Annotated in this window: 20 protein-coding genes; 5 read left to right on the forward strand and 15 right to left on the reverse strand. The window is 43.8% G+C overall.

Annotated elements, in window-relative coordinates; genetic code table 11:
• Positions 1–50: 50 nt before the first annotated feature.
• The gene (folK, locus tag HWQ41_RS16235) at positions 51–566 is read right to left on the reverse strand and encodes a 2-amino-4-hydroxy-6-hydroxymethyldihydropteridine diphosphokinase (protein ID WP_292764760.1); all 516 of its coding nucleotides are present in this window, start codon (positions 564–566) and stop codon (positions 51–53) included.
• A 271-nt stretch (positions 567–837) separates the two neighbouring features.
• Between folK and HWQ41_RS16240 the strand changes: the two genes are divergently transcribed.
• Entirely contained in the window at positions 838–3,213 is a 2,376-nt protein-coding gene (locus HWQ41_RS16240; RefSeq protein WP_292764649.1) for a transglycosylase domain-containing protein, read from the forward strand.
• A 339-nt stretch (positions 3,214–3,552) separates the two neighbouring features.
• On the opposite strand, the gene HWQ41_RS16245 is transcribed toward HWQ41_RS16240, so the two are convergent.
• Positions 3,553–3,750: a hypothetical protein gene (locus HWQ41_RS16245; RefSeq protein WP_292764651.1), complete on the reverse strand. Its 198-nt coding sequence runs from the start codon at positions 3,748–3,750 to the stop codon at positions 3,553–3,555.
• Between the two features lie 178 nt (positions 3,751–3,928).
• On the reverse strand, positions 3,929–4,114 hold the full coding sequence (locus HWQ41_RS16255; RefSeq protein ID WP_292764655.1) for a ribbon-helix-helix protein, CopG family: 186 nt from the start codon (positions 4,112–4,114) through the stop codon (positions 3,929–3,931).
• A gap of 267 nt (positions 4,115–4,381) precedes the next feature.
• On the opposite strand from HWQ41_RS16255, the gene HWQ41_RS16260 reads away from it, so the two are divergent.
• Positions 4,382–4,612, forward strand: a complete 231-nt coding sequence (locus HWQ41_RS16260; protein ID WP_292764657.1) for a hypothetical protein — start codon at positions 4,382–4,384, stop codon at positions 4,610–4,612.
• A 90-nt stretch (positions 4,613–4,702) separates the two neighbouring features.
• On the opposite strand, the gene HWQ41_RS16265 is transcribed toward HWQ41_RS16260, so the two are convergent.
• The 8 genes from HWQ41_RS16265 to HWQ41_RS16300 all read right to left on the reverse strand — a co-directional run bounded on the left by HWQ41_RS16265 (position 4,703) and on the right by HWQ41_RS16300 (position 12,712).
• Positions 4,703–5,125, reverse strand: a complete 423-nt coding sequence (locus HWQ41_RS16265) for a TerB family tellurite resistance protein (RefSeq protein WP_292764659.1) — start codon at positions 5,123–5,125, stop codon at positions 4,703–4,705.
• A gap of 57 nt (positions 5,126–5,182) precedes the next feature.
• Complete coding sequence (locus HWQ41_RS16270; protein WP_292764661.1) at positions 5,183–6,538, reverse strand: 16S rRNA (cytosine(967)-C(5))-methyltransferase; 1,356 nt, start codon at positions 6,536–6,538, stop codon at positions 5,183–5,185.
• 88 nt (positions 6,539–6,626) lie between these two features.
• Positions 6,627–8,081, reverse strand: a complete 1,455-nt coding sequence (locus HWQ41_RS16275; protein ID WP_292764762.1) for a glycoside hydrolase 100 family protein — start codon at positions 8,079–8,081, stop codon at positions 6,627–6,629.
• A gap of 583 nt (positions 8,082–8,664) precedes the next feature.
• The gene (locus tag HWQ41_RS16280; protein WP_292764663.1) at positions 8,665–10,449 is read right to left on the reverse strand and encodes a DnaJ domain-containing protein; all 1,785 of its coding nucleotides are present in this window, start codon (positions 10,447–10,449) and stop codon (positions 8,665–8,667) included.
• 177 nt (positions 10,450–10,626) lie between these two features.
• Positions 10,627–11,490, reverse strand: coding sequence for an alpha/beta fold hydrolase (locus tag HWQ41_RS16285; RefSeq protein ID WP_292764665.1), 864 nt, complete (start codon positions 11,488–11,490; stop codon positions 10,627–10,629).
• 526 nt (positions 11,491–12,016) lie between these two features.
• Positions 12,017–12,259, reverse strand: a complete 243-nt coding sequence (locus HWQ41_RS16290; protein ID WP_292764667.1) for a hypothetical protein — start codon at positions 12,257–12,259, stop codon at positions 12,017–12,019.
• Positions 12,260–12,296: 37 nt separating this feature from the next.
• Positions 12,297–12,509 carry a type II toxin-antitoxin system HicA family toxin gene (locus HWQ41_RS16295; RefSeq protein ID WP_190911600.1) on the reverse strand — a complete coding sequence of 71 codons (213 nt, stop codon included), beginning with the start codon at positions 12,507–12,509 and terminating at the stop codon, positions 12,297–12,299.
• Positions 12,506–12,712: a type II toxin-antitoxin system HicB family antitoxin gene (locus HWQ41_RS16300; RefSeq protein ID WP_292764672.1), complete on the reverse strand. Its 207-nt coding sequence runs from the start codon at positions 12,710–12,712 to the stop codon at positions 12,506–12,508. Before HWQ41_RS16300 ends, HWQ41_RS16295 begins: the two co-directional genes overlap by 4 nt.
• Before the next feature lie 55 nt (positions 12,713–12,767).
• On the opposite strand from HWQ41_RS16300, the gene HWQ41_RS16305 reads away from it, so the two are divergent.
• Positions 12,768–13,967 (forward strand): Coenzyme F420 hydrogenase/dehydrogenase, beta subunit C-terminal domain, encoded by a 1,200-nt coding sequence (locus HWQ41_RS16305; RefSeq protein ID WP_292764674.1) that lies wholly within the window; start codon positions 12,768–12,770, stop codon positions 13,965–13,967.
• Positions 13,968–14,102: 135 nt separating this feature from the next.
• Here HWQ41_RS16305 and HWQ41_RS16310 read toward each other — a convergent pair whose 3' ends face one another.
• Together HWQ41_RS16310 and HWQ41_RS16315 are read right to left on the reverse strand one after the other, a co-directional pair.
• Complete coding sequence (locus tag HWQ41_RS16310; protein WP_292764676.1) at positions 14,103–14,471, reverse strand: hypothetical protein; 369 nt, start codon at positions 14,469–14,471, stop codon at positions 14,103–14,105.
• Between the two features lie 265 nt (positions 14,472–14,736).
• Complete coding sequence (locus HWQ41_RS16315; RefSeq protein ID WP_292764678.1) at positions 14,737–16,695, reverse strand: ABC transporter ATP-binding protein; 1,959 nt, start codon at positions 16,693–16,695, stop codon at positions 14,737–14,739.
• Between the two features lie 216 nt (positions 16,696–16,911).
• On the opposite strand from HWQ41_RS16315, the gene HWQ41_RS16320 reads away from it, so the two are divergent.
• Positions 16,912–17,142, forward strand: a complete 231-nt coding sequence (locus HWQ41_RS16320; protein WP_229501250.1) for a DUF433 domain-containing protein — start codon at positions 16,912–16,914, stop codon at positions 17,140–17,142.
• A 9-nt stretch (positions 17,143–17,151) separates the two neighbouring features.
• A complete protein-coding gene (locus HWQ41_RS16325; protein ID WP_292764683.1) occupies positions 17,152–17,526 on the forward strand; it encodes a DUF5615 family PIN-like protein in 375 nt (124 codons plus the stop codon).
• A 242-nt stretch (positions 17,527–17,768) separates the two neighbouring features.
• Here the strand turns inward: HWQ41_RS16325 and HWQ41_RS16330 are convergent, their stop codons facing one another.
• Together HWQ41_RS16330 and HWQ41_RS16335 are read right to left on the reverse strand one after the other, a co-directional pair.
• On the reverse strand, positions 17,769–18,377 hold the full coding sequence (locus HWQ41_RS16330; protein ID WP_292764685.1) for a hypothetical protein: 609 nt from the start codon (positions 18,375–18,377) through the stop codon (positions 17,769–17,771).
• Between the two features lie 59 nt (positions 18,378–18,436).
• Positions 18,437–20,179, reverse strand: coding sequence for a R3H domain-containing nucleic acid-binding protein (locus HWQ41_RS16335; protein ID WP_292764688.1), 1,743 nt, complete (start codon positions 20,177–20,179; stop codon positions 18,437–18,439).
• Positions 20,180–20,206: the final 27 nt, after the last annotated feature.

The raw sequence follows: 20,206 nt of genomic DNA on the forward strand, positions 1-20,206 counted from the left end.
GTGAATACAGAGGTGAAATCAGTGTTCTTCTGCGTTTAAGGATGGTATTTTTAATTGCCCATCAATAAATGTACACCAGAACAGTCTACATCTATCAGCAGTTCTTTAATAACACACCCAGAAACTGGTTCTATCCAATCTGAGGCAATTTCTGCCAGTGGTACTAACACAAAGGCCCGATCCCGCATTCGTGGATGAGGAATCTGGAGGTTTGGTGTATCGATAATAAAGTCATCATATAATAACAAATCCAAATCCAGGATTCGTGGCCCCCAGCGTTCCTGACGCACACGCCCAAATTTTTGTTCAATTCCTAACAAAATTTCTAATAACTGCTGGGCTGTGATTTCTACCTGCAATGTGACGCAGCCATTTAGGTAATCTGGCTGTGGTGGCCCCACGGCTTTGGTTTGGTACCAATTGGATCTGGCTTCTAAGAGAATACCTGGCGTTTGGGCTAAAGTCTCTATAGCTGCTTCTAAAATTGTCAGTGAATCGCCGATATTACTACCAAAGGCAACGGCGCTTCGTCTGAGCTTTGCTTCGGCGTAGCCAGCCCCAGGCATCGCACTCTCCTTAAGTAAGCTGTTTTCGGGCTGTCTTTGCGGATACTTCGCTGCACCTCTTTCAGAAAATGTCAATAGTTTTTATATTTCCAAAAATTATGAGAATTGCAGTAGTTTTACAACACTCAATTAACTAAATCTAAAAAACATTATTTTCTGGTGAATTTAGTTAATTATTTATAGGATACTATACTAACACCAAAGGTGGTGCTATAACCCCAAAGCTGATTGATGGTGGTTATATAGTTACTACTTTGAGCGAGGTACTGACGTGGGGAAGCTAACCTCCTGGTTCAAGCGAAGACCAACTAATTTGAGTGACTCTAGACAAGGAGGAAGGAATGAGAGCTTACCACCAGCACATCTGGCGCAGGCGAGGCAGTTACTGAGCAAAATGAAAATTTTCCCATCTATGAAGAGGGCCAATCAAGCAACTGGCGGTAAACCACTCTATCGTCGCATTTGGTTTTGGGCAGGCTTGGGTGTGGGTGGTGGAATAGTGGCTTTGATCTACGGCGTCAGTTTAATAGATCGGACTTTGCCAGATCAGGCGGAGTTGAATGCCGTGCTGAGAGAGCAAACACTGACCATCAAAGCTGCTGATGGCACCATATTACAACAACAAGGTGAAGCGACCAGAGAACAGCTAAAGCTGGAACAAATACCAGATAATTTAAAAAAAGCTTTCATTGCCTCAGAAGATAGAAGATTTAAACAACACAACGGAGTTGATCCTCAAGGAATTGTCAGAGCGGGTTTAAATAATTTGCGATCGCAAGGTGTGGTCGAAGGTGGTAGCACTATTACCCAACAGCTAGTGCGGATTCTCTTTTTGAAACAAGAACAGACAATCTGGCGCAAACTCAAGGAAGTCCGCCTTGCACAAAAAATGGAGAATGAATTAACCAAAGATCAGATTCTAGAGCGTTACCTGAATCTGGTTTATTTGGGATCTGGAGCTTATGGTGTGACAGATGCAGCCTGGGTATACTTTAGTAAATCACCAGATCAGCTTTCCCTAGCAGAAATGGCAACGATTGCTGGATTAGCTCCTGCTCCTAGCTTATACGCCCCAGACAAAAATCCCACAGCGGCAAAACGGCGGCGGGACTTAGTATTACTACGGATGCAAGAAGATGGAGTTATTACACCAGAACAAAGACAGGCAGCGCTTCAGGAGCCACTATCCCTGAAAAGCAGTTTACCTAAGCGAGTACAAGTAGAATCACCCTACTTTACCAGCTACATCCAAAAGGAATTGCCGAAGTACGTTTCTCCTAATGTGCTAAAAAGTGGGGGTCTAGTGGTGGAAACCACCCTGAATCCAATTTGGCAGAAGGTGGCAGAAGAGGCAGTTGCCAAAACGCTGCGAAATCAAGGACGCTGGGAAAACTTTAAGCAAGCAGCAATGGTGGCCATTGACCCGCGTAGCGGTGAAATTAAGGCAATGGTTGGGGGAAAAGACTTTGGTAAAAACCAGTTTAATCGGGTTACTCAGGCACAACGGCAGCCAGGATCGACATTTAAAGGGTTTGTATATGCCACTGCGATCGCTAGCGGTAAAAGCCCCTACGATAGCTACGAAGATGCGCCCTTTGTCGTAGACGGCTATGAACCGAAAAACTATAGTGAAAAGTTCCACGGTTCAATGAACATGCGAGATGCCCTCACCCGCTCTGTTAATATTATTGCGGTAAAGGTGTTGATTGATGTCGGATTTACGCCAACGATTAAACTTGCCCATGATATGGGGATAAAATCTGAACTCAAGCCCACCTATTCGCTAGCTCTCGGCTCGAATGAAGTGAATCTACTGGAATTGACCAGTGCTTACGGCAGTTTTGCTACTCTGGGATTGCATACAGAGCCTCATGGCATTACCCGCATCCTCAACCGCCAAGGCAAAGTGATCTGGTCAGCTAATTTCAAGTCAAAACGGGCCCTTGACGCTGACAGTGCCGCCATCATGACTTGGATGCTACGCAACGTCGTAGAAGCGGGGACTGGTGGTGCTGCTCAATTAGATAATAGACCAGTTGCTGGCAAGACCGGCACCTCCGACGAAGCCCGCGATTTGTGGTTTATTGGCTACATTCCCCAAATGGTGACAGGAGTTTGGTTAGGTAACGATGACAACCACCCCACAGACGGCAGTAGTGGTAGTGCAGCTTACACCTGGCACGAGTTTATGGCAAAAGCGGCAGAGGGGATGCCCGTAGAAAAGTTTCCCAAACGACCCAAGTTAGAAGGTCGTAAAAGCACCATCAAAGCCCAGTCCATCAAACCCAAACAAGTGCTGAATCGTTCTATTGACTCTGATGATAACTCAGAAGAGGAAAGTTCTAGAAATTCTAATTCTGAAGATAGTAGTTCATCCAGTAGACGTAGAAGCAGGAGGAGCTATTCTCAAGAAGAACAGCAATCTGGCGATTCTACCTCAAGACGGAGAAGGCGCGATCGCAACGAAGAATCAAGTTCCAGTAACTCTTCTTCAGAATCATCTACTTCACGGCGGCGAACTAGAAGAGTAGAATCTGATTCTCCCCCGCCTCAAAGAACTCGGCGAGAGTTACCTCCCGCAAATAGTTCCGGTTCTTCATCACCACAGCCATCCTGGCGGGATAGACTTAGACCTCCTCAGCAATAACAATTCAAAATGACACTCTCTACGAGACGCTAAAAGCGTAGCTTGCTTCTCTGTAAGAGTACGCGGACTCGCTCTAAGCGTACCCCTACGGGGAAGCAAGCTACGCGTAGCGTCTCGTAGAGATAGCTATGCCGTTGGCGAACGCGGGAGCGTGTCGCAGACAAGCCTCAAGGGACGCGAGTGCGTTTCCCCTTCTCACATTGGGAGAGGCTAGCGCCTTCGCGGAGCGTCTCGTAGAGAAGGGAGAAGAGAAGGCTTTACGCTGCGCTAACAAAATTCAAAATCAATACCTTTTGCAATTTACCAGGGTTCAACGCCTGTAGAAACGGAAGGTAATTTTTATAGATTTTCTCGTGTCCGTTTTGCTTCTATTAATTTTTGTAGTTCACCAATTTCATCTATGGTATAAAACTTCGGGTTAGGTTCAGCGTTAATTTTATCCATTAGAGCGTGAAAAGCTTCTGTATCATTACGATTCTCTAATAAATAACGTTTTAACTCTATTTTACTCATTGCTGCAAACTTAGGCTTGGTCATTCGTCGTATCTCCATTCACCATTTCGGTTAATTACAATACCTGTTTCTTCTCCAGCCAAGATATAGACGTCTGCTGTTCGTTCATCTAATCTCACTATAAAGATAGGTAGTAGAAATGTTGTGAGATTTTGGCAGAGGATAAAACAAATCAGATTTTGTTTGGGTGTAGGATACCTTATCAAGGTTGACTTACCTTTTTGATAGCTGCATCACACCACATCCTGACAGCTTCTTCCATTGCCTCGCTGTGACCTATTTCTAATTCAAGAACTAGATGTTTGAAATTTTTAACTAAATCCTTGGGTAGATAGGCAGCACTTTGGGTGTAATCGCTGTGGGTGCGTTTGTTAATTCGAGTTTCCATGATGAAAAAAGTGAATCTGCTGTTATGCTAGCACACTAGCTAATTGAAAATTAAAGACATTTTCAGACGGGGATTTAAGCATTGGGCATGGGAAAAAACTTGTTCAATAATTCTCCCTCATCTCCCTCATCTCCCCCTACTCCTCTACCCCTCTGCTCTTTCCTGTGCAATATCAAGTTGCTTAAACTAAACTACGGGGGGATGTTAGGTGATACGCTCATTTTATAGCGTATTAAATACTGTTGCATAACCTTGGAGAATATACTCATGGATTTATTGATGCAAATAGCAGCACCAGCCATAGATGCTGCTCCTCATTTTCCCTTCGCTTTCACCTTTGTGTATGTCGTTGGTTTTATTGCTGCTGTCACCATTGGTTCAATAGCTTGGTACAACTCGAAACGCCCCGCAGGTTGGGAAAGCAAAGAGCGTCCTGATTTTGTGCCTAAAGTTGATAAAGAAGAAACTCCGGGTCTGGGCGAACCGAAGTCAAAGTAGTGATGAGTGATGAGTGCTGAGTTTAATTGCCAAACTTAAAAATCATCTAAAGACGCGATTCTTCGCGTCTTGTAAACTCATAACTCCCTGTTAGTTTTGCACTTCAACCCAACGGCGATAAAGCTTTTGAATTTGTTTGAGAAGCAGATTGTGAGCTGGTTGACTTGAGTCATTCGGCTTCGCTATATCCTGCAATTGGGTCAGGAGTCTGGCTTCTTCGACGGCAACTTCACCATCGCTATAAATTAAGCCACTGATGGCTTCAATCAGATTTTCACAATCTTCAAGACTGGGGCGATCGCCTAAATACTCCCGCACCCAGGCATAGCACTCTTTTGGTTCTACAGGAACTAATTCATACAGCCAAGGCTTAATTTCTGGATCGTTAGCCAAACCTTTTGCTTGAGCTATTTCGCGCAGATATTGCCGTTCTTCTGGTTGGATTCTGCCATCGATCCAGGCTGCTCCAATCAGGATTTTAACTAAGTTTTTCACATTGTCAGGGGTAACCATTGCTGCCTCCTCTGGTAGATTCAGGCCTCCACCAAATCGTACAATCCCAAACAGTATTCACTCGGAATTATTGGTTTTTCTTAAGCGCACCATAAAAAAGCCATCCATGTCCTGTCGATGGGGCCAGACTTTAAACCAACCTTGAGGCGTAGTATGGGCAGAATCAGGTAACTCAACGCCGCTGGGAGACTCAATTTGCCAATCAGGTGACTCAGCTAAAAATGCCGAAATCACTTGTTCATTTTCTGCTGGATGCAATGTACAGGTGGCATAAACTAGTACACCATCAGGCTTGACAAAAGTAGATGTATGTGTAATCAATTCTTTTTGCAGCACCGAAAGTTCTCGGACAGATTCTGGTGTCTGTCGCCAACGCGCATCAGCATGACGGTGCATAGTTCCCAAACCAGAACACGGAGCATCGAGTAATACACGATCTGCGGTGTTTTGAAATTGGGTAAAATGACGACTGTCGCCAGTGTAAACTTGAATAGATTGTAAATTCAGCCGTTGAGAATTTTCTTGGAGTTTACGAAGACGAGAAGGAGTGCGATCGCAAGCCCAAATTTTCCCTTTATCCGCCATTAATTCAGCGATGTGGGTTGTTTTACCCCCTGGTGCAGCACAGGCATCAATTACCACCTCACCTGGTTGGGGGTCAAGCAAATGACTTACCAATTGAGCGCTACTATCTTGTACAGTCCACCAACCCTCTTTGAAACCAGGTAGTTTTTGAATTGACCCAGTACTACCAATCAATCGTAAAGCTTGGGGTAAATGAGGAATCCGTCTCACCAAAATACCAACAGATTGTAAAGCCGCCTCAACTTCTTCGATGGAAGTGCAAAGTGGGTTGATTCGTAAGTCGATTGTTGGTGATTGGTTCATCCATTCACACAGTTGTTCTGTCTGGGTAAAATCCAATTGTTCTAACCAAACTTGAATCATCCAGTCAGGAAAGCTGTGTAAAATCCCCAAGCGTTCCACTGGGTTTTCTGGAAGTTGTAACGGATCTTTCTTTATCTTCTCTGCAAGGCGGATGTACTGGCGTAATAAACCGTTAACAAAACCCGTAAGTCCAGAAAAACCGTTTTCTTTAGCGAGTTGGACGGTGGTATTAACAGCAGCTGAGGCGGGAATACGCTGTTGATAACGCAGTTGGTAGAAACCCAGATGTAAGATGGTGCGAAGGTCTTGGGGTTGTTGTTCAGATTTTTTTTTGGCGATTTGATCAATGAGAGTATCAAGAGTGCGCTGCCTTCTGACGCTGCCATAAACCAATTCTGTCACCAAGCGGCGATCGCAATCAGCCAAATTAACTTTTTGCAGCACTCTATCTAGGGCAACATCAGCATAAGCCCCCTTATGAACATCTCGCAGGGCGATAAAAGCTATTTGACGGGGGTTTGTCATGGAAATATGATTCAGGAGTCAGGAGGCTTTTGTATTCTAACTCCCAACTCCTGTACAGACGCGATTAATCGCGTCTCTCTTAACTTCCCTATCGAGTCAGATACGGATCTACAGTGGCGATTTCAAACTCACATGCTCTAGAAACTTGTTCTGCTGGTAATTTTCCAAAGCTGATTAATGGTAAATAAGTGGGGTTTGCCATCAGTTCTTTTGCTAATAAGAAACCAGTAATTGTCCAAGTTTGATATTTCCTAGCTTGTTTCCCAATCAGTCGCCCTTTCTTACCATCGTAATATTCTGGCCATTCATCATCAATGAGGCGTGGTTGGGCAATTTCAATCGCCTTTTGTGCCAAACTTGTTTTGTTAGTTTTCACCGCCGCCGCCGCTAACATCCACATTAAAACTGGCCAACTACCAGCATTATGATACGACCAAGGTATATTTTTGGGGTCACATCCAGTTACAATTCTGTACTCTTCATTTTGCAAAGCTGGGAAACAAATTTTCATTGGCATATCTCCTACTAAGTCATCCCATCGTTCCTCAATCAGAGTCATAATCGCTTGTGACTGTTCTTCGGTGGCTAAGTCGGAAATGATTGCCATTAAGTTTCCGAGGGAAAAGAAGCGAGTATCTAGCTGCGACGGGCCAACATTACCTGCTAGATAACCACCTTTTTTGGGCAGCCACTTATCTAATTCATAATAAGGAAGAGAATCTACATATATATTGAACAGATTAACAGCAGTCTTGCCATATTCTTCACTTTTGAAGCGATAAATTGCATTCAAGCGATTAATATCTATCCAATAATGCTGGCGAATATGAGCGCATAAAAGAGGCAACCGATTATCAATCGCTTCAACAATATCGGAATTCCCTTGACAAATTAGCAGTTCACGAGATGCACGCAATGCCGTGTAAAAAAGAACTTGTAGCTCTAGAGGATGCCCATAAATACCCATACGACGGTCAATCATACAAGCACCATCTGGAACCAACAGCGTTGGGTACATATCAAAACGATTCGCCAAGCAGATTTCCATGATTAACCTGATACCATTTTGGAATTCAGGTTTATAGGCTAGAGAAAAATCATCTGTGGCGACTACATAAGCACGCAACAAAATAATCCACCATAGGCAAGAATCTACAGGTGTAACTCTAGCGATCGCATGTTCACCAAAGTCTGCTTCTAAATATTCTTGCCCATTTTCTGATACAACTTTAAAGCTAGCTGGGATTAATCCTCGTCCAGGCTTATAGGCATCTAATGCCCTTTCTTTAGGCTGTAATTTTAAGGTTTCTTCTAAGAAATTGCGAACAATATCTGTTCTACCTTTGATCAGAAAAATTAGACCTGAAGAGACAAAATCCCGGACAAAGCACTGATCATAATTGAGCGCCTCTACAGATGCATCATAAGCGGCTACCGTCCCAACGGGGCGTCCTTGATAGTAGAGAATTGATTTTTCTAGCGCTCGCCAAGCGTCTTCCACTTCTTTTAAATTTTCAGTAGTTTCCAATTCGTTTAAGTGCATCGCCAGAATAACTCCATTTGGGTTGTGAATTTGTCGTAGATGCGTCTTCATTTATTATTTTTGCTATTCTCAGCATAGCAAAAACGATTCTTTGAATAGCAAATATAATTGCGATAAAGATTAATCAACTAACAATAAATAAATCTGCTGACATTTATGCACTTTATTGCTAGTTAATTTGCTTAGAATCGATTACTTTTTTGGTTAATTTTGTTGTTCTTCACCGCAAGCAGTAACATGATTCTTCAAAACAGTCACACAAGATATATTTTTAGATTATTTATTATTCCCTTTCATGTTTGGAATCTTTGCTTTACCAAACAAAAACATATCTTCAGTGCTGTTTAGGGTTTGCGTGAAGTTCAAACTGGTTGCAGTATATTTACTTGAGCAGGATTAGTTTTTGACACTAAGATGTCAGATTTCCCCCATAATCTAATAATTTATAACTTTTTATCAGAATATGCAAGATAAATGCTTGAAAAATTTAAGATATAAATACTTCTGAAGAGTTATATATTTTACCCTAATGGGAGTAGCTTGTCATCAGAGATTGTGCTATGAGTTTAATTTAGTTGGTAACTTATTTATCAAAGCTAATATATTTGTGAGCGTTTAACTGCTCCTGGAATTCTTTATAAGCTTGATTAATTGCTTGCATTGAGGCTTTTGCGATTGCAGAAGTGTTTACATCAGGATGATACAATCTTGCTAATCGAAGGTAGGCAAGTTTGACATCTTTGGGATGATAACTCTGATTTACGTCCAAGACTTCCCACCATTTCCCAGATAATACAGAGTCGAGAGTAAATTTATCAAAGCTTTGCATTTGACTCCAAACCTTGATGTTTCCACCATTACCGCCACTTACCAGCGTTTTGCCATCAGCACTGAAAGCAACAGGATTACGCCCAGAAAGATTTTGTAGTAGTTCCCCAGTATCTAGGTTCCAAAGTTTGATAATACCGTCTCTGCTGGCACTGGCGAGGATTTTTCCATCGGGGCTGATGGCAACAGACAAAACCGCCGCTGAGTGTCCAACTAGAGTACTGAGTAATTCTCCAGTATGGAGATTCCACAGCTTTATTGTGGCATCTGTGCTACCACTAATAAGAGTTTGACTGTTAATACTGATGGCAACTGTATTTACTGCTCCCAAATGTTCAGTGAGAATATAGCGCTGTTGCCAAGTTTTGACATCCCAAAGCCTAATAGTTTGATCAGCGCTACTGCTTGCAAGGATTTTACCATCGGGACTGATGGTGACAGACAAAACTGCATCTGAGTGTCCATTTAAGGTGCGTTTTACTGTTCCCGTGTTGCCTCCCCAAATTCTAATCGTCTTATCAGCAGCACCACTAACAAGAATTGCCCCATCAGGACTGTAGGCAACTGAGTTAACAAAACCATTATGACTGTAGGGAGAGTTTAAATAAAAGAATGTATAGAGAAACTTTTTTGTGTCCATCTGCCAACTGCTGATTTTGCAATCGACACTACCACTTGTAATCTGCTGTCCATCAGGGCTGATAGCAACAGATAAAACTGCCTCTGCTTGTCCAGAGAACGTGTAAAGCCATTTACCTGTTTTCAAGTTCCACAAATTAACTTGTCTGTCATCACTGCCACTAATCAAGGTAGTACCATCAGGACTGATAGCGATCGCATTAACTGCCGCTAAGTGAGCCTTGAGTATGCGTACACATCTCCAGATTTCAGGTAGCTGGGTTGTCAGAGATATTATTTCTGGTTCAATATTGCGAGTAGAAGGTTTAGGGGTAACAAATTCTGATTTTTTCTTGAATTCAGCCTTGAGCGATCGTAACTCATCCTCGACTTCCAAAACAGCAAATTTTTGGTTGAGATCCTCACCAGATAAAAATGCATCTAATTCCATCAATGCTTCTGAATAGGCATCCATCAGCAAAACTTTCTCTTCCATTCGCTCAAAAAGCTGTGCTGGAGTTTCCCTAATTCCAGATTCATCTAACAGTTTGGCAATACCATAGGCGGCGAGTCCCACCACTGAACCAATTCCTACCATCGGTACTGCACCAATACCAAATGCCAGCCCTACTTTAGGTGCAACTAAACCCATACCACCGACGACGCTATAAACACCAGCACCGCCGACTGCACCAACTCCCATTGTAGCGATCGCAGCAGCATCTCCCTCTGCGATCGCTTTAAAAGCGCCATAAGCAGCTGCACCAACCACAGCACCAGCACCGACTACAGGAATTGTACCAATGCCAACAGCGCCAAATCCGCCTGCTAGTCCCATCCCGCCTACCGTTGCGGAAACACCAGCACCGGCTATTGTTCCGCCTGCAATAAATGCTGCGCCTGTTTTAGAGTTTTGTGTCACTGGTTTTTGTTTTTGAACAGGAACAAACTAGGAAATTGGCTATTTATTTCAGGACTTACGCAAACAATAGCCGAAAAGAGTCATTTTCTGGTAGGGGCAATTCATGAATTGCCCCTACAGCGTGTGGTTTTGCGTAAGTCCTAATATTTGAAAAAATTCTCTGCATCATGCCTTCAACTATAGACCTTTGCTATGCAGCCAATTGATAAACAGGTCAGCGATCGCTAAGTTCCCGTGTTCAAGCATTTGCAGATGACCGTGGCCAGGGAGTCCAACTTCAGGAAGCCAAATAAAATCACCCCGGAAGTATTTTGCAGTTTCTGCATCTATCTCACGAGAATGGCGCGGGTCTTGGTCGCCCGTAATCACACATATGGGAATATCAAATAGTATCTGAGGGTCGCAAATATAAAGCCCTCGTCCTTCAACATTTCTGCGTTCGTTGCTAATCCGCGCACTCTCAGCGACCAAACTGCAAAAGTAATTTTCAAATGCCTGTTGCGGAAAAGTATCTGAGTTGGTGAAGTACTTTTTAGTATCTTCACGCGACTGGATACGTGGACGGTCTTCGGGAAAAGCCAAAGAAGAGTTTTTTGTGATAACTGGTAATAGATTGGCTGGTGGCCCTGGTGCAATGCCTATAATAGCTTTAACAAGTTTGGGATGAGTTTGTGCCGTCTGCCAACCAACGACACCAGACATACTGTGGGTAAGAATCACAGCCGGGCCAATCTGTTGGAGTAGCGCGACTGTAGCATTGATTACCCGTTGATATGACATCACAGCCAAGTCTGGCACAAAGCCCGACCGACCATGCCCTGGCCAGTCAACAATATAGGTTGGGCAGCCTTTTTCTGCCAGATATGCTGCCCAACCTTGGCGATTATCAGGTGTTTTGACAAAGCAAGTACCTGTATGAAAGGCGCCATGTAAAAGCACAATAGGAACTGAATTTTGGTCTTGACTCGGCCGGTAATATTGAACGTACATTTGGTACGGAATAGCACCAACAAAGAATTCTGTTTCAGTGTATGAATTCATTTTGAGAAAAGACTTAAATCTTTACAGCAATGTTCATTCTTCACTCGCTACAAAAAACTATTAACTGAAATTTTGAACAGTTACTCTCGTCCAATTATATCATAGTCATGGGAAGACAATCTGCTGAAATCAGCTTCTAATCTACCTTTCAAGCACCTCTGTTCTGGATGGATTTAAGAGCGATGCCGAAGGCGGGCTGCGCCTACGCGTTTAAGTTTCTCTAATGGTTATTTGTGGAGATTGAGGAGAAACGAACCACAGAGGCGCAGAGAACACTGAGGAAGAGAGAAGAGGTGCGGCAGGTTTTTAAACAGTAAAAGCCCTTCGATAAGTTTACCAAAGGGCTAAAAATAATATTTGTCCCAGAGGTCTTGTGCAAAGTTTAAATTTAATCTTGCACAACTCTTGTAATCAAATAAATTCAAGGGTTTGGTTCACTGTGGTTAAGAGTTTTCCATGCGCTGTATCCAACATAGCCAACTGTTGCTGTTGCGGCTAATGGAAGTAATACCGGAGCTGCTACAGCTCATCCAACCGCAGTTAAAGTTCCAATCGCTGCCCCTGCTACGGCTGAACCAACCGCAGTCCCAGCCCCTGCGAGAACTGCCGCATGTCCCGTAGCCATCAGCGTTACCGCGCTGCCCGAAAACACTCCCGCAGCAAATGCCGCAAGATTTCCACAGTCACTGCCTGACTCACAGTTGAAAATTATCACATTTCCTGTTGCTGCCTGAGCCGGAGCAGGTGAAATCGTTAGAGCGCTACTCAAATTAACCAAGCTTATTTAGATAAAATTCAAACTGTGATCACAAATCTTCAGGTGTTAAACCTGTCACTTTGGCAATTCTTGCTAACATCCGAGGCCCAATCTCTTGACCATCGTGAAAGGCAAACACAAAATCAGCCCAATCAGGGCGTGTCAGAATTTTATGCGAACCTGACTGGCGTTTAATCTCCCAACCAATACGCAGCAAAGCAGCTAGGACACGCTTTGCTTTTGTGCTAGACCACTCACTCATGCTGCGGCAAATGAAACGCTGACTAGCTCTGGAGTTACTTCTCCATGTTCCAGCTTATCTGCTAATACACGCAGAGCTAATGCTTGAACTCTAGCAACTGCTTCTTCTCGTGTCTGTCCATAAGCCAGTACACCAGAAAAACCAATCACTTCAGCTAAAAAGCGTCCATCCTCTTCTTGTTCAATTTCTATCGTGAAGTTCATAGCCAGTGAAGGTATTGTAATAAAAGCGATTCCTGAAATAAAACAAAAAATTTATATGACCTCAGTTGATTCTAGCAAGCACAAAAAAGCCAGAGCTATCAAACCTACCAGCCGCCGCCCTGCTAAAGAACTCTGTAGCGAGTGCGGACTATGCGATACATACTATATTCACTATGTCAAGGAAGCCTGCGCTTTTATTAATCAGCAAATAGGCGAACTTGAAACAGAAACGCACACGCGATCGCGCCATCTCGAAAACCCTGATGAACTCTATTTTGGTGTTCACCAAGACATGATAGCGGCGCGGAAACAGCAACCAATCGAAGGCGCACAATGGACGGGTATTGTTAGCAGCATTGCCATTGAAATGCTCAATCGCGGCTTAGTTGAAGGTGTCGTCTGCGTGCAAAACACCAAAGAAGACCGCTTTCAACCCATGCCCATCATCGCCCGGACTCCAGAAGAAATACTAGCAGCACGGGTAAATAAACCAACACTTTCCCCGAACCTTTCCGTATTGGAACAGGTGGAAAAATCGGGGATGAAACGGCTATTAGTGATTGGTGTTGGTTGCCAAATTCAGGCATTACGAGCAGTAGAAAAACAACTTGGCTTAGAAAAGCTGTATGTTTTGGGTACGCCCTGCGTAGATAATGTTAACCGCGCCGGACTGCAAAAATTCTTAGAAACCACCAGCCGATCGCCTGAGACAGTCGTGCATTACGAATTCATGCAAGACTTCCGGGTTCACTTCAAACATGAGGATGGCTCATCTGAAACTGTGCCTTTCTTTGGCTTGAAGACCAACAAACTCAAAGATGTCTTTGCCCCATCTTGTATGAGTTGCTTTGATTACGTCAACTCCCTAGCCGATTTAGTTGTTGGCTACATGGGCGCACCCTTCGGCTGGCAATGGATTGTAGTTAGAAATGACACTGGTAAGGAAATGCTGGATTTGGTGAAAGACCAGTTAGACACCCAACCAGTGATGTCTAAAGGCAACCGTAAAGAAGCTGTACAGCAAAGTATTCCCGCTTACGATAAAGGCGTTACCCTACCGATGTGGGCAGCAAAACTCATGGGTGTGGTCATCGAAAAAATCGGCCCCAAGGGTTTAGAATATGCGCGGTTTTCGATTGATTCTCACTTTACTCGGAATTACTTATATGTGAAGCGGAATCATCCAGAGAAATTAGAAGCCCACGTTCCAGAGTTTGCCAAGCGTATTGTTGGGCAATATAAATTACCAGAATAGTGTTTCGCGTTTGTGTGAAATATATCTGAGCCTGCAAAAGCAGGCTTTTTTGTCTAGTAGCAGACTTATATACTAAATAGTAAAAGCTTGTTTGTAATTTTCTGCTGAGGGACAGGACTTAATATTTAGTAATTATTAAGACTGCTGAGAAGCTAATCGCTTACGGGCTAGAGTAACTGCTTTGACATTCTCGGTAATTATAGCTACTTGACCACATAATCCAACTAGATTACCTATTCCTTGCGTTTTTCCACTAGCTTTACCTTCGTATGAAACTATACCTACTATAAAAGCAGTGACAAATATATATCCAAAAATTTTTAGATTATTTACTCCTCTGTTGAGATAAATCATGCAAGCAAGGGGAAGAAAAAATGTTAACACACCAGCAACGATAGGGCTTTTTTGTGCTAGTTCTTCAGTTCTGCTTATATCTCTTTTAGTGGGGAGGAAAGGATTCCAAGGAGAATTTGGGGTTTGATTTTGATTAAAGTCAGTTGTCATTTTTTTTGTTAATACTTTTAACAGGCAAATAGCTAGCTTGCATACCTCAATAATTCAACAGAAACATCATTCTTGGCTTCAGAGTCAACACGGTTTTTATTTACAAGTTTTTGTAATATAGAAAGTGAAATTACTGAGGAGGAAGTCTGAAAAGTATAAGATGTAATGTTGAACGAAGGAAGCTATAGGGCAAAATCTTCTTAAGCCTCTCCCACAGCTTTGATCGCCGCCTCTGCGATCGCTAACCTCTCCCCCGATTCTCTACTCAGTTGTAACTACTAGCTTGACGAGTAAACATCAAGTGATACTGTCCGCCTAGTGCCATGAGTTCGTCATGAGTGCCTACCTCGATAATTTGACCGTGTTCTAATACTACTACTCGGTCTGCTAGTTTTGCCAAGGCGAGGCGATGGCTGACTACAACGGCTATTCTCCCCTTCGCCAAGCTGTGCAAAATGTTGTAAATCTCATGTTCTGTTTTCGGATCAAGGTTCGCTGTTGGCTCGTCAAGTATGACTAGTTCGGCTGGAGACAGTCGCAACAAAGCACGAGCGATCGCTAATCTTTGCCATTGTCCCCCTGATAAATCAATACCACCTTCTAGCTGTTTGCCTAAAAGGGTTTCTAAACCGTGATCTAGCTTCTCAATTACTCCAACCAAACCAGCCTCGCCGATCACCGAAGCGATCGCCTCGTCATCCTGCATTTTCGCTAAATCCCCAAAAGCAACATTCTCCCGCACGGTAGTTGGAAAGCGAGCGTAATCTTGCATAACTACATCAATCCGCGATCGCAAATCTTCTAATGGGAGCGATCGCAAATCCTGCCCATTCCAAATAATCGCACCTTGGTTAGGATCATAGAGGCGACACAATAACTTTGCTAATGTAGTCTTACCAGCACCATTCTCACCCACTAATACAATCATCTCGTTGGGGTGAATCGTCAGGTTGATGTTTTTCAGGATTGAGCGTGGTTTACCGCCGTAGACATCGCTGTTGGGATAGCTAAACGACAGATTTTCGATGTAAATACCTGTCTGCGATGCTTCATAATCAGTTGCATTTAGACCTGATAAAACTTGCTGATGATTCCCATTTTTTTCAAAGTTCCGATTATTAACAGCCGATTCCCTAACTCCTCCCGATACCTTTGTTACTGACTTTGATTGCAACTCTAGATGAGAACGGGATAACTGCGGCTCTAACTCCAAAAGCTGGAAAATAGGTGTCGTTGCCAGTGCAATATTATACAACTCTGACCCGCCAGACATCAGATTCTCCAAACTCCGATGCACTTGCAAAATTACCCCGGTGTAAAGCGCCAAATCCCCCAAAGTATGGGTTCCACCGATCACTCCCTGGACTACGTATATATATGGTAACGCCAAACCTAAACCACTCAATAAAGACCAGCCAATAACGGCTGTTGTCCCCCGACGGCGGATTTGTTCCATTGCCCGAAAAATAGTCCGGTAAAGTCCGTGCCAGCGTTCTAATAGTAAGGTTTGCAAGCTAAACAAGCGTATTTCTTTGGCGTATGTCTCCCCGGTTAAAACCGTTTTGTATAAATTCATTTCACGAAGAACACTCGCTTGGGTTCTTTCTACTCCCCAAACTTGCTTACGGTATTTGATCTGCACATACATCACAGGGGTAATGCAGCTAAACAAAATTAGGGGTACCCACCAAGCAAGAGACACCAAAAGCAGTATGGCTGGAATGAAGATAAAAACTCCCTCTAACATCGTCACAAGCCTCATACAAAGCTCTGGTAGTCGTTGCACTCCCTTTTCGGTCAACTGCACCAAATTGAGCAAATCGGGTGTTTCAAACAGAGCAATATCTTCAAAAGTGGCAATCTTTTCAATCACCTGTCCTTGGACAAAACCGGAAATGCGATCACGCAGAGAAGTATATACAAAGGGATTGATGTTTGCGATCGCATCACTTACCAAATTCACTAGCAGGGAACCTGCAATACTGGAGAGTAGCAGTGGTTGGGAAAGTATCAGGGCGATCGCATTCTCCGTTGTCCCGATGCTCAATAAGCGGGTAATTTCATCAATGATCACCTTGTTGAGCCAAATGGCGATCGCTGGGCCTGCACCACCCACTAATGCCAGAATTGTCACATAGCGTAGCTCCTTTGGAACTACCTGCATCACTGTTGCCACACTGCGGCGAAATGCTTGGAATGGAGAAATTTCAATTATTTGCATCATGTTTCAAAGTAGCAAATATAGCAAAATTCTCACTCAGACGTTGTGATCTCAATTTATATTTTGTAGCGGTTTTCGACTCAGATCGTGTGATTTAGGATTGCGATATAATTCTCCTCTTCATCACTTCAAACAGGGGTAAGGGGTCAGGTTAAACTAGATAAATTAGCGCGTGTACGCACTATAATTGAACTGCAAGGCAGCTGCACGCAGAGAAACATGGAAAAACTTGATCGCATCACGCTTAATCCTAATATTTGCTTGGGGCAACCGACAATTCGGGGTATGCGAATCACTGTTAGTGTCATCCTCAAGATGCTAGCAAATAGTAAGTCCGTGGCAGAGGTATTACAAGCCTATCCAGAACTAGAAGCTGAAGATATTCAACAGGCACTCAAATACGCCGCTTGGGTTGTTTCCGATCAAATTCAGATAGTCCCAACTGCTTGAGGAACACCTGTGACTGATATCAGGCTACTAGCAGACATGAACATTTCACCTCAGACTGTAGCTGTGTTGCAAGGGGAAGGATGGGATATTATTCGAGTCTCTGATGTTTTGCCTGCAACTACATCCGATTTGGAAATCTTAGAATTTGCCCGCCAGGAAAATAGAGTTGTTGTAACTCAAGATTTAGACTTTTCTATGCTGCTAGCCTTGGGAGGTTACAATCAACCAAGCTTAGTCACCTTGAGATTATCATTAACTGACACAGATATCATTACTAAAAGGCTCATGAACACAATTCCTCAAGTAGAACAAATACTTAGGGAAGGTGGTGCTGTGACTATAGAAGATACTGCTGTACGTACCCGTAGATTGCCGATGAGGTAATTTGTAGTTACAGCAGCGGACATCCTGGTTAGGACAAGTCTGGTATGGATAGCTGTGACAGCAGATCTCAACTCATATCTTGCACCAGGCGACTAGAAGTCGCGGCTACACGAGACTTTACCTGCCTCCGCAGGTTGAAAAGCCTTGATTTGCGTTAGTCCGCGTAGGCGGACTTCGTTTGTATAGCCGCGATTTCTAATCGCTAGGGCTAGGTGCAAGATGTGAGTCAACGAAACCTAAACTTAAGTTGATTGTGACTGAATCATCCACACCAAAATACCTAAGACTTGCTCTACTGGCGGGATTAAATATTCAGTTAAATCAATAGTTACAGTGCTGTCCTCCAACTTGAGGAAAGTCCATAAATTACCACTAGTAACACTACCGTAGATAGTAGCAATAGGTTTTTCGTATTTGGCATTAAACCTTTGGGCGGCGATCATTTCTGCGATACATTGTCCCAAACCACCTTTAAGATTTTCCTTTTTGGCTTCCACTATCACCACTGCTGGGGCTTCAATAAATAACTGTTCTGGTGAAAGGCTAATCAGAAAGTCGCAAAATCCCGCCAGTCCAACTTCTGGTTCAACATTAAATTCTTCTCCAGAAAAGAAACTGATTTGTCTGTTGAGAATTTTTCTGACTTCAAACAATATTGGGCTGATAATCAATTCTGATCTAGCTTTCTCAGAACCCATTGCAATTGCTAGCTGGATACTTTCTGCTAAAAAATCAGCCAGTAGGGGACTAGGTGAAATTGGTTCTATAGGAGGTAAAAATCGCCCACCTTCTACCAAGGTGAGATTAAAGTCTTGTTTTACTTTTCTTAAAGAAAACTCTCTATAGGACATTAAGTTAAGTGTCTTTTAGTGACATCCCCTCTCCAATTCGGAGAGGGGTTGGGGTGAGGTTACGCTGGATAAATCCGCAATCTTCTATTTGGTTCTTCGCCAAAACTATGCGACTTGAGGCGATAATGTTCTATCAACTCATGTTGCATTTTGCGGACTTGGGGAGAACGCGGCAATAACTCGACTGGCTGTCCTTTAGGAATCACAATTTGCTCAACAGCAAGTCTAGCTTCTTCCAAGGCGTCCATCTCATCATCGCTACCATTGTGCAAAAACAGTTGCAGTTCTCGGTCATCGGCCATCTCCGGGTCGTCGATGTTCAGCAACCGCCGCAAACCACGGGTAATTTGGGGAATGGTGCTGGACTTAATCATGTGGATCGGTACATGACGGGCTTTGGCCATTTGGCGTAATTTGGCGTGGTTTTTGACGTGCGATCGCAGTGCTAAAATTGCATCAGCACTATCTATATCTTTTGTCAATACCACGGGTAAAGTTAGTACACTAATTACCTGTTCCAGTTGGTGGCGGCTAACGCCATAGGGGTAAACGTGCAATGGCAAATCTTCACCATTCGGCCCTGGCTGTCTGGTAGCAGCACCCAAATCAATGCTCTCAGAATAATTGAAGGATTCATCCAGCAAACGATCAAACTCACTGCGTCCAGTCACCCGCTCTACTGGCAATTGCGGTAGTGCTACCATTTGTCCAGATGAACGCCAGCCATTAGAGCCATTAGACGGTCGCGCCGGTGGGAAAGATTCTTCCACCGTCCCTAGCTGTCCACCACGACCATTGACAACAGCTAACTGGCGTGTAACACCGATTTTCCCGTGGTCATCAACGGTTCTCGTTTGTGGGGTAGGCTGACGCCCCCGCAACAGATTATCTACTGTATCAGCAACACTTTCGTGTACTGTCCAGCGTTGGCGTTCCAACATTTCCACCGCAATTTCAAAGGTAGGAGGGGCTTTACGCTCCAAAACAGTCTTTTGAGAGCCTCGCCGTCTAGCTTCATCGTCTCCCAGTGTCACAGCTTGGATACCCCCAACTAAATCAGCAAGAGTAGGGTTTTTAATCAGATTTTCGATCTGATTCCCGTGGGCAGTACCTACCAACTGTACACCCCGTTCCGCAATGGTACGAGCCGCTAAAGCTTCCAGTTCCGTGCCAATTTCATCAATGACGATAACTTCTGGCATATGGTTTTCCACTGCCTCAATCATCACCTGATGCTGTTGATTTGGATGAGCCACTTGCATCCGCCGAGCGCGACCAATGGCGGGGTGGGCAACATCACCATCCCCAGCGATTTCGTTGGAGGTGTCAATAATCACCACTCGCTTATGCAGATCATCCGCCAAAACACGGGCAATTTCCCGTAAGGCAGTAGTTTTGCCCACGCCTGGACGCCCCAGCATGAGAATCGATTTACCAGTTTCTACCAAATCGCGGATCATGCCAATGGTTCCGAATACCGCCCGACCAACGCGACAGGTCAAGCCAATAATCTTACCCGTGCGGTTGCGGATGGCGCTGATCCGATGCAAAGTTTGCTCAATTCCTGCCCGATTATCTCCGCCAAAGATTCCGACTCGTTGAATGCAATCATCTATCTGTTCTTGAGTAACGGGTACTTCGCTCAAATACTCAGCTTGATTGGGAAAGCGAGCCTCTGGGCGACGACCCAAATCTAAAACCACTTCTACTAAACTATCTCGTTTGGGATGGCTCTCTAGTGCTTGTCGCAGGTCTTCGGGCAAAATGTCTAATAACTTTTGGAGATCGTCTGTAATCGTCATGCTTTCTATGGTGACGTTTTTAGAGAT

This window comes from Nostoc sp. NOS(2021) (assembly GCF_017115025.1).
Classification (GTDB): domain Bacteria; phylum Cyanobacteriota; class Cyanobacteriia; order Cyanobacteriales; family Nostocaceae; genus Nostoc.

Bases quoted from the DNA above. Each gene is read 5' to 3' on its own strand.
- HWQ41_RS16315 (WP_292764678.1), bottom strand. From the start codon at position 16,695: ATGATGCAAATAATTGAAATTTCTCCATTCCAAGCATTTCGCCGCAGT.
- HWQ41_RS16330 (WP_292764685.1), bottom strand. From the start codon at position 18,377: ATGTCCTATAGAGAGTTTTCTTTAAGAAAAGTAAAACAAGACTTTAAT.
- HWQ41_RS16285 (WP_292764665.1), bottom strand. From the start codon at position 11,490: ATGAATTCATACACTGAAACAGAATTCTTTGTTGGTGCTATTCCGTAC.
- HWQ41_RS16295 (WP_190911600.1), bottom strand. From the start codon at position 12,509: ATGAGTGAGTGGTCTAGCACAAAAGCAAAGCGTGTCCTAGCTGCTTTG.
- HWQ41_RS16270 (WP_292764661.1), bottom strand. From the start codon at position 6,538: ATGACAAACCCCCGTCAAATAGCTTTTATCGCCCTGCGAGATGTTCAT.
- HWQ41_RS16265 (WP_292764659.1), bottom strand. From the start codon at position 5,125: ATGGTTACCCCTGACAATGTGAAAAACTTAGTTAAAATCCTGATTGGA.
- HWQ41_RS16300 (WP_292764672.1), bottom strand. From the start codon at position 12,712: ATGAACTTCACGATAGAAATTGAACAAGAAGAGGATGGACGCTTTTTA.
- HWQ41_RS16320 (WP_229501250.1), top strand. From the start codon at position 16,912: ATGGAAAAACTTGATCGCATCACGCTTAATCCTAATATTTGCTTGGGG.
- HWQ41_RS16335 (WP_292764688.1), bottom strand. From the start codon at position 20,179: ATGACGATTACAGACGATCTCCAAAAGTTATTAGACATTTTGCCCGAA.
- HWQ41_RS16275 (WP_292764762.1), bottom strand. From the start codon at position 8,081: ATGCACTTAAACGAATTGGAAACTACTGAAAATTTAAAAGAAGTGGAA.
- HWQ41_RS16245 (WP_292764651.1), bottom strand. From the start codon at position 3,750: ATGACCAAGCCTAAGTTTGCAGCAATGAGTAAAATAGAGTTAAAACGT.
- HWQ41_RS16255 (WP_292764655.1), bottom strand. From the start codon at position 4,114: ATGGAAACTCGAATTAACAAACGCACCCACAGCGATTACACCCAAAGT.
- folK (WP_292764760.1), bottom strand. From the start codon at position 566: ATGCCTGGGGCTGGCTACGCCGAAGCAAAGCTCAGACGAAGCGCCGTT.
- HWQ41_RS16260 (WP_292764657.1), top strand. From the start codon at position 4,382: ATGGATTTATTGATGCAAATAGCAGCACCAGCCATAGATGCTGCTCCT.
- HWQ41_RS16305 (WP_292764674.1), top strand. From the start codon at position 12,768: ATGACCTCAGTTGATTCTAGCAAGCACAAAAAAGCCAGAGCTATCAAA.
- HWQ41_RS16310 (WP_292764676.1), bottom strand. From the start codon at position 14,471: ATGACAACTGACTTTAATCAAAATCAAACCCCAAATTCTCCTTGGAAT.